Genomic DNA, 6,032 nt, shown 5'->3' on the forward strand with positions numbered 1-6,032 from the left:
TTGTAATGGGGCATCCAGCCGATGGGGCTCTCCACCGCTGACGTCCTGCCCTTGACGCGGTCGATGATCCACTTGAGCACCCGCATGTTTTCGCCAAAGCCGGGCCAGGCGAAGTTGCCGTGCTCATCCTTGCGGAACCAGTTGACCCCGAAGATACGCGGCGGCGACGGCAGGTCACGACCGAACTGCAGCCAGTGATTGAAATAATCCCCCATGTGGTACCCGGCGAAGGGCAGCATGGCAAAGGGATCCCGCCGCACCTGACCCAGCTTGCCAAAGGCCGCGGCGGTCATCTCCGAGCCCATGGTGGCCGCCATGTAAACCCCTGAACTCCAGTTGAAGGACTGGTACACCAGCGGAATCGTGGTGCTTCTACGCCCGCCGAAGATAAAGGCGCTGATAGGCACCCCCTTGGGATTCTCCCACTCCGGATCGATACTGGGGCACTGACCGGCAGGCACCGTGAAACGGGCGTTGGGATGGGCCACGGGCTTGCCGGAAGAAGGATCATACACGGCCCCGGTCCAGGTGATGGTACCCTTGGGCGGTTCATCGCTCATGCCCTCCCACCAGACATCCCCGTCCGGCGTCACCCCCACGTTGGTGAAGATGGTATTGGCCTTGACCGTTTCCATGGCATTGGGATTGGTCTTGTAGTTCGTGCCCGGCGCCACCCCGAAATAGCCCGCCTCGGGGTTGATGGCGTAGAGCTGCCCGGATGAATCGGGCTTGATCCAGGCGATGTCGTCACCGACGGTGGTGATCTTCCAGCCGTCAAGGGCCTCCGGCGGGATCATCATGGCGAAATTGGTCTTGCCGCAGGCACTGGGGAAAGCGGCCGCCAGGTAAGTCTTTTCCCCTTCAGGAGACTCCGCTCCCAGGATCAGCATGTGTTCCGCCAGCCACCCCTCATCCCGGGCCATAGACGAGGCAATGCGCAGGGCAAAGCACTTCTTGCCCAGCAGGGCGTTGCCGCCGTAGCCGCTGCCGTAGGACATGATGGAGCGCTCTTCGGGGAAATGCACGATGTACTTGGTGTCAGGGTTGCAGGGCCACTTGGCATCCTGCTGTCCCGGGGCCAGGGGGGCGCCCACCGTATGCAGGCACTTGACGAAGTCCCCCTCGCCGAGGATATCGATGACCTTTCGGCCCATGCGGGTCATGATGCGCATGTTGACCACGACGTAGGGGGAGTCGCTGAGTTCCACGCCGATCTGGGAAATGGGAGAGCCCAGCGGCCCCATACTGAAGGGGATCACGAACATGGTGCGCCCCCGCATGCACCCGTCGAACAGACCATTCAGGGTCTGCTTCATGGCCTTGGGGTCTTCCCAGTTGTTGGTGGGACCGGCATCTTCCTTGCGCAGGCTGCAGATGAAGGTACGATCCTCCACCCGGGCCACGTCGCTGGGGTCGGAGAAACAGGCAAAGCTATTGGGCCGTTTTTCCGGGTTCAGTCGAATGAAGGTCCCCTGCTCCACCAGTTGGTTGGTAAAGAAATCGTATTCTTCCTGAGAGCCGTTGCACCAGTAGACCGCGTCAGGCTTGCACAGATCCGCCATCTCCTGAACCCAGTGGACCAGAGCCTCATTCCTCACCTCGCTGGAATAATCGGTGCCGGGGACTGACTGGGTTCTTGCTTGTTCGCTCATGTTTCCTCTCAGGTTTAAATTGAAAATGCCTGTCTACCGAGACTAGCGCAGCCTGGCAAGTATTGCACCCTTGACATCCTCTCCGGCCTGAACGGTGGGGCCTGCCGCGCACCAGGTCAGACAGGCCGGACTACGTCAAACAAGTTCACCACCGGCCAGCACCTTAAGGTGCACCAGAACACCGCGTCCCAGCGCCGGGAGGTCATAACCGCCCTCCAGCACAGATACCACGCGGCCCCGGCTGTATCGACAGGCCAGATCCATGATCATCTCCGTCAACTCGGCATAATCCGCCTCCACCAGCCGGAAACTCGCCAGCGGATCATCCACATGCGCGTCGAACCCGGCGGAGACCATCACCAGTTGCGGCGCAAAGTCCTCCAGCACCGGCAGCCAGCGCGCCTTCATGGCGCTGCGCAGGGCCGGACCATCGGTACCGGCATGCAGGGGCAGATTGAGGATATGGTCGCTACGGGTATCGGCGCCGGTGCCGGGATACAAGGGGTGCTGAAAACTGGAACACAACAGCACCCGCGGCTCATGACGGAAAATGTCCTCGGTGCCGTTGCCGTGATGGACATCGAAATCGACGATGGCCACCCGCGTCAGGCCATGGACCGCCATGGCATGGGCCGCCCCAACCGCCACATTGTTGAACAGGCAGAATCCCATCCCGAACCGCCGCCCGGCGTGGTGCCCCGGCGGTCGCACGCTGCAAAAAGCCGTGCTGCCGGGGGTTTCCATCACCCGGTCCACCGCCATCACCACCGCGCCCGCCGCCAGCCGGGCCGCCTCCAGGCTGTGTTCACACAGATAGGTATCGCCGGTATCGAGCATGTCCCATTGTCCCGGCGGCGGCATGGAGGCCTCCACCAGATCCAGGTACTCCGGTGCGTGAACACGCTCCAACTGTTCGCGGTTGGCCGGGCAGGCCTGCAGGCGGACCACTCGTTGTCCCAGGGAAGAACGATCCAGCGCCTGCTCGATGGCCTGCAGACGCTCGGGACATTCCGGGTGAGACGAAGGTGCCCGATGCAGCCGACAGGTTTCATGGGACACGAAGAAGAGTGACATGGGCCGGGGATCCTGAAAAAGTGGCTGGGTTCTTCGTACTGATATAGTCCACCACCGCCCACGTCATAGGGGACCGCAAATGATCACGGCCTCTGAAACCGGATCACGAACCCATCACCCTGCGCTTCACCCACCTCGGCCAACATGCCGATCAGGGCCGAATCATTCCTGTCGCGGGGCGTGGCGACGGCCTCGAATTGCACCCTGCCCCGGCGAAGATCGCCGGTCACGCGCCCCTGCAGCGCCAGGGCTCCCCCCTGATCCCTTAACGTGCCCTGAAAACGGTCACCTTCGGCATGAAACCGGCCCGACAACTGCCCCAACGGGATGGGCCTGTCGGCGAGAATGGCGGCATGGTGCCACTCCAGTTGCCCGCCGGCCGATTGAAGCTGCCCGTCATCGGTCATGTCCAGCCGTCTCAGGTCCAGCCGCACAGTGCCATCCAGGCCGACACCCTGCAGCCCCGCTCCCTCCAGTATCCGTTCCAGGCGTGCCGCCGGTAGCTGACCCTGGCCTTCGGTGATACGCCAGCCTGCCAGACTTCGACTGGCCACGCCCTCAAACCGGCCGCCGTCGAAATGCGCTTCCACGTCGGCAGCGATACGTCCGGTGACGGCCTGCATGGGCCGCAACTTCCATGAGAGGTCCACAGCCCCCAGATCCGCACCGGCCGTCCCGGGGAAAACCACTTGTGTCACCTGGCCGCGTCCCAGGGAACCCTCAATGTTCAACCTGGCCAAGGGCTCCGGCATGGGAAGATGTCGATCGGCAAATGCCTGCAAGGGCGTGAGCGGGACCTGAGCCGCCACCCAGACCGAAGCGGGCAGCAGGATCGCCAGGAGGGACAATGAAAATAACAGAGACAGGAAGAGTCGGCGCATGGAGGGATTATAAACGGACGGTGACAGAACCTGCCGGACTGTCGTCGGCAATCCCGAAGAGGCCTGTGAGGCGTGGGCTGCCTGCCATTGACCTCAAGCAACCACCATAAAAAACCATTAAAATCATTAAAATCAATAGCTTGAAAAAATATTTGACACAGTGGCAACAGCCTGTATAATGCGCCCTTCAACAACGACAGGCGCGTAGCTCAGCTGGTTAGAGCACCACCTTGACATGGTGGGGGTCGTTGGTTCGAGTCCAATCGCGCCTACCAGAATTTGCAGTAAAAACAGCGGCTTACGGGATACCCGGGCCGCTTTTTTTATGCTTGGCCACAGGTAACACGACCGGTGTCACCATCGTGTGACCGTGACGACTGCATGACCCTGCATCCAGGGTGAGCGGACCGGTCACCCCGGCGCGGGTCCAGATGGAGGTGTTTCTGCCCCCCCCTCCCCAGTGACTGCGGGACTGATGCAACGCCTCGACGGAAGCTGGCGCGGCTAGATCATCCGCCGCAACAACCTGCGCACCTGGTCCACCTCGAAGGGCTTGTCGCAGATGGCGGACACCCCCGCCTTCTTCACCGATGACAGCCGGGAGGCGTCTGACTCGGACGTCACCATCATCACCGGAATATGCACATAGGCGGGATTACCGCGGATCTCGTTGACCAGAGCCTGACCATCCATGACAGGCATGTTGTAATCGGTTACCACCAGGTCGTATTCATGCTGGCGGAGCTGCTCAAGGGCCAAGGCGCCGTTCTCCACCTGATCAATATGCTGCACCCCCACGCGCTCCAGCACCCGACACAGATGATTGCGCGCCATGCGCGAATCATCCACCAGCAACACCCGCACATCGGCGATATCCCGGTCTTCCAGATCCAGCTCCTCCTCCTCCAGATAATCCAGAGTGACCGCCAGGGCGCGCTCCAGATCGTTGCGGTCAAACGGCTTGGGCAAGAGGGCCAGCACACCACTCTGACGCACCGCATCCAGCTTGTCATGGTGCTGCTCACTGGAAATCACCATTTTCGGGATATTCGTCAGACGCGGATCTTCCGTCATCCGGGCAAAAAGGTCGGGGGCCTCCATGTCCGGCATGTAAAAACTGGAAATCAGCAGATCCGGTATGTAGGAAACCATGAGATCGAGGGCGGCACCGGCGCTGTCGGCGGTCTCGATCTTGTGGATATGCCCTTCGGACAGCAAGCGAGTGATGATCTGGCGCTGTGTCCGCGACGGCTCAATCAGCAAAATGGCCAGATCTTCCACACACACTCTTTGACTCATGGATCAGCCCCATTCCGGTTAACCAGGATGGCATCCGGACGCCACACACGAGGGGGCACCGATGCCTGCGGGACCATCATGCCTCAATTGAGCAAGATGCTGAAGACAAGGGAGCAATCCACCGGGAAACGATGGAAGACACGAGGGAAAGCCAAGGGGGGGGGATGGTGCCCATGGGCAGGATCGAACTGCCGACCTCTCCCTTACCAAGGGAGTGCTCTACCACTGAGCCACATGGGCAAAACACTTGAAACACATCAAGCCCCGCAGCGCGCTGCCCCAGGGCTTTTAAGATGGCGGAGTGGACGGGACTCGAACCCGCGACCCCCGGCGTGACAGGCCGGTATTCTAACCAACTGAACTACCACTCCAGATCGATTCACCACACTGCTGTGTGATGGGGGCGAATTATAGCGGCTTTTTCAAAAAATGCACGAAAAAAAATCAGCTGCCGTTTCCCGGCGGATTTCCGGCAGGCTGCAGCCCCCCCCCCGCTCCGGGGCGGATTTCAGGCCGACCGAGCAGGGGGCAAACCACACACTTTTGATCCGGCTCAAGGTTAGGGTGTCCTCCGATGGCGTCAATCTCTCTTCTCCTCCCCGGCAAAGCATCAGGGGCACGCAGTTGAGGATCGCATAGCGTGCCTGACCAGCCTCCAGCAATTGCCCCAAGGTGACCGGATGGCCTTCACGGATCAGGGCATGCAGTGCAGGCGCCCCCTTGGCCGTGACGTGTACCCGCCAGACTTCGGGCACCCGCTCGTCTGTCACCCCGCTGATCCGGCTAAGGAGTTCATTAGCCCAGGCTTCACCCCGACCCAGGCTCAGCAGCAGAAAACGGGCCAGCAGGGGATTGCCCAGATGGGCCAGTATGGACTCCACGATCATCTCGCTGGAGCACATGACCAGAGCCGGCCGTGCCGCATCGAACAGGTCCTGATTGTCGCAATGATTCTGACGGGCAATCATGAACAGATCCGGCTTCAGGTCCCGGGCCGTCATGATCACGGAGAGGTTGTTGGTGTCCTGCTCCGTCCCGGCCACCAGGCCCACGGCCTGGTCGATCCCCGCCAGACGCAGGGTATCCGCCTCGGTGCCGCGACCCTCCACGCAGGGGCCGTCGCATC

5 protein-coding genes and 3 tRNA genes are annotated in these 6,032 nt (G+C 61.3%); 1 reads left to right on the forward strand and 7 read right to left on the reverse strand.

The window, feature by feature from the left end; all coding sequences use genetic code 11:
* The 3 genes from LQ952_RS15145 to LQ952_RS15155 form a co-directional block, all read right to left on the reverse strand.
* A partial coding sequence (locus tag LQ952_RS15145; protein ID WP_238623458.1) for a phosphoenolpyruvate carboxykinase (GTP) occupies nt 1–1,652 on the reverse strand: 1,652 nt, incomplete at its 3' end.
* A 135-nt stretch (nt 1,653–1,787) separates the two neighbouring features.
* Nucleotides 1,788–2,726, reverse strand: coding sequence for a histone deacetylase family protein (locus LQ952_RS15150; protein WP_238623459.1), 939 nt, complete (start codon nt 2,724–2,726; stop codon nt 1,788–1,790).
* A gap of 83 nt (nt 2,727–2,809) precedes the next feature.
* Nucleotides 2,810–3,607 (reverse strand): type II secretion system protein N, encoded by a 798-nt coding sequence (locus LQ952_RS15155; RefSeq protein WP_238623460.1) that lies wholly within the window; start codon nt 3,605–3,607, stop codon nt 2,810–2,812.
* A gap of 198 nt (nt 3,608–3,805) precedes the next feature.
* Between LQ952_RS15155 and LQ952_RS15160 the strand changes: the two genes are divergently transcribed.
* Nucleotides 3,806–3,882 (forward strand) — tRNA-Val (locus LQ952_RS15160).
* Between the two features lie 229 nt (nt 3,883–4,111).
* Here the strand turns inward: LQ952_RS15160 and LQ952_RS15165 are convergent.
* The 4 genes from LQ952_RS15165 to LQ952_RS15180 all read right to left on the reverse strand — a co-directional run.
* Nucleotides 4,112–4,906, reverse strand: coding sequence for a response regulator (locus LQ952_RS15165; protein ID WP_238623461.1), 795 nt, complete (start codon nt 4,904–4,906; stop codon nt 4,112–4,114).
* 165 nt (nt 4,907–5,071) lie between these two features.
* Nucleotides 5,072–5,146, reverse strand: a tRNA-Thr gene (locus tag LQ952_RS15170).
* A gap of 54 nt (nt 5,147–5,200) precedes the next feature.
* A tRNA-Asp gene (locus tag LQ952_RS15175) sits at nt 5,201–5,277 on the reverse strand.
* A gap of 51 nt (nt 5,278–5,328) precedes the next feature.
* Nucleotides 5,329–6,032, reverse strand: a 704-nt coding sequence (locus LQ952_RS15180; RefSeq protein WP_238623462.1) for an NAD-binding protein, incomplete at its 5' end; no start/stop codon positions are given.

The organism is Ectothiorhodospira lacustris (genome assembly GCF_022227785.1).
GTDB lineage: Bacteria > Pseudomonadota > Gammaproteobacteria > Ectothiorhodospirales > Ectothiorhodospiraceae > Ectothiorhodospira > Ectothiorhodospira lacustris.

Bases quoted from the DNA above. Each gene is read 5' to 3' on its own strand.
- LQ952_RS15155 (WP_238623460.1), bottom strand. From the start codon at position 3,607: ATGCGCCGACTCTTCCTGTCTCTGTTATTTTCATTGTCCCTCCTGGCG.
- LQ952_RS15165 (WP_238623461.1), bottom strand. From the start codon at position 4,906: ATGAGTCAAAGAGTGTGTGTGGAAGATCTGGCCATTTTGCTGATTGAG.
- LQ952_RS15150 (WP_238623459.1), bottom strand. From the start codon at position 2,726: ATGTCACTCTTCTTCGTGTCCCATGAAACCTGTCGGCTGCATCGGGCA.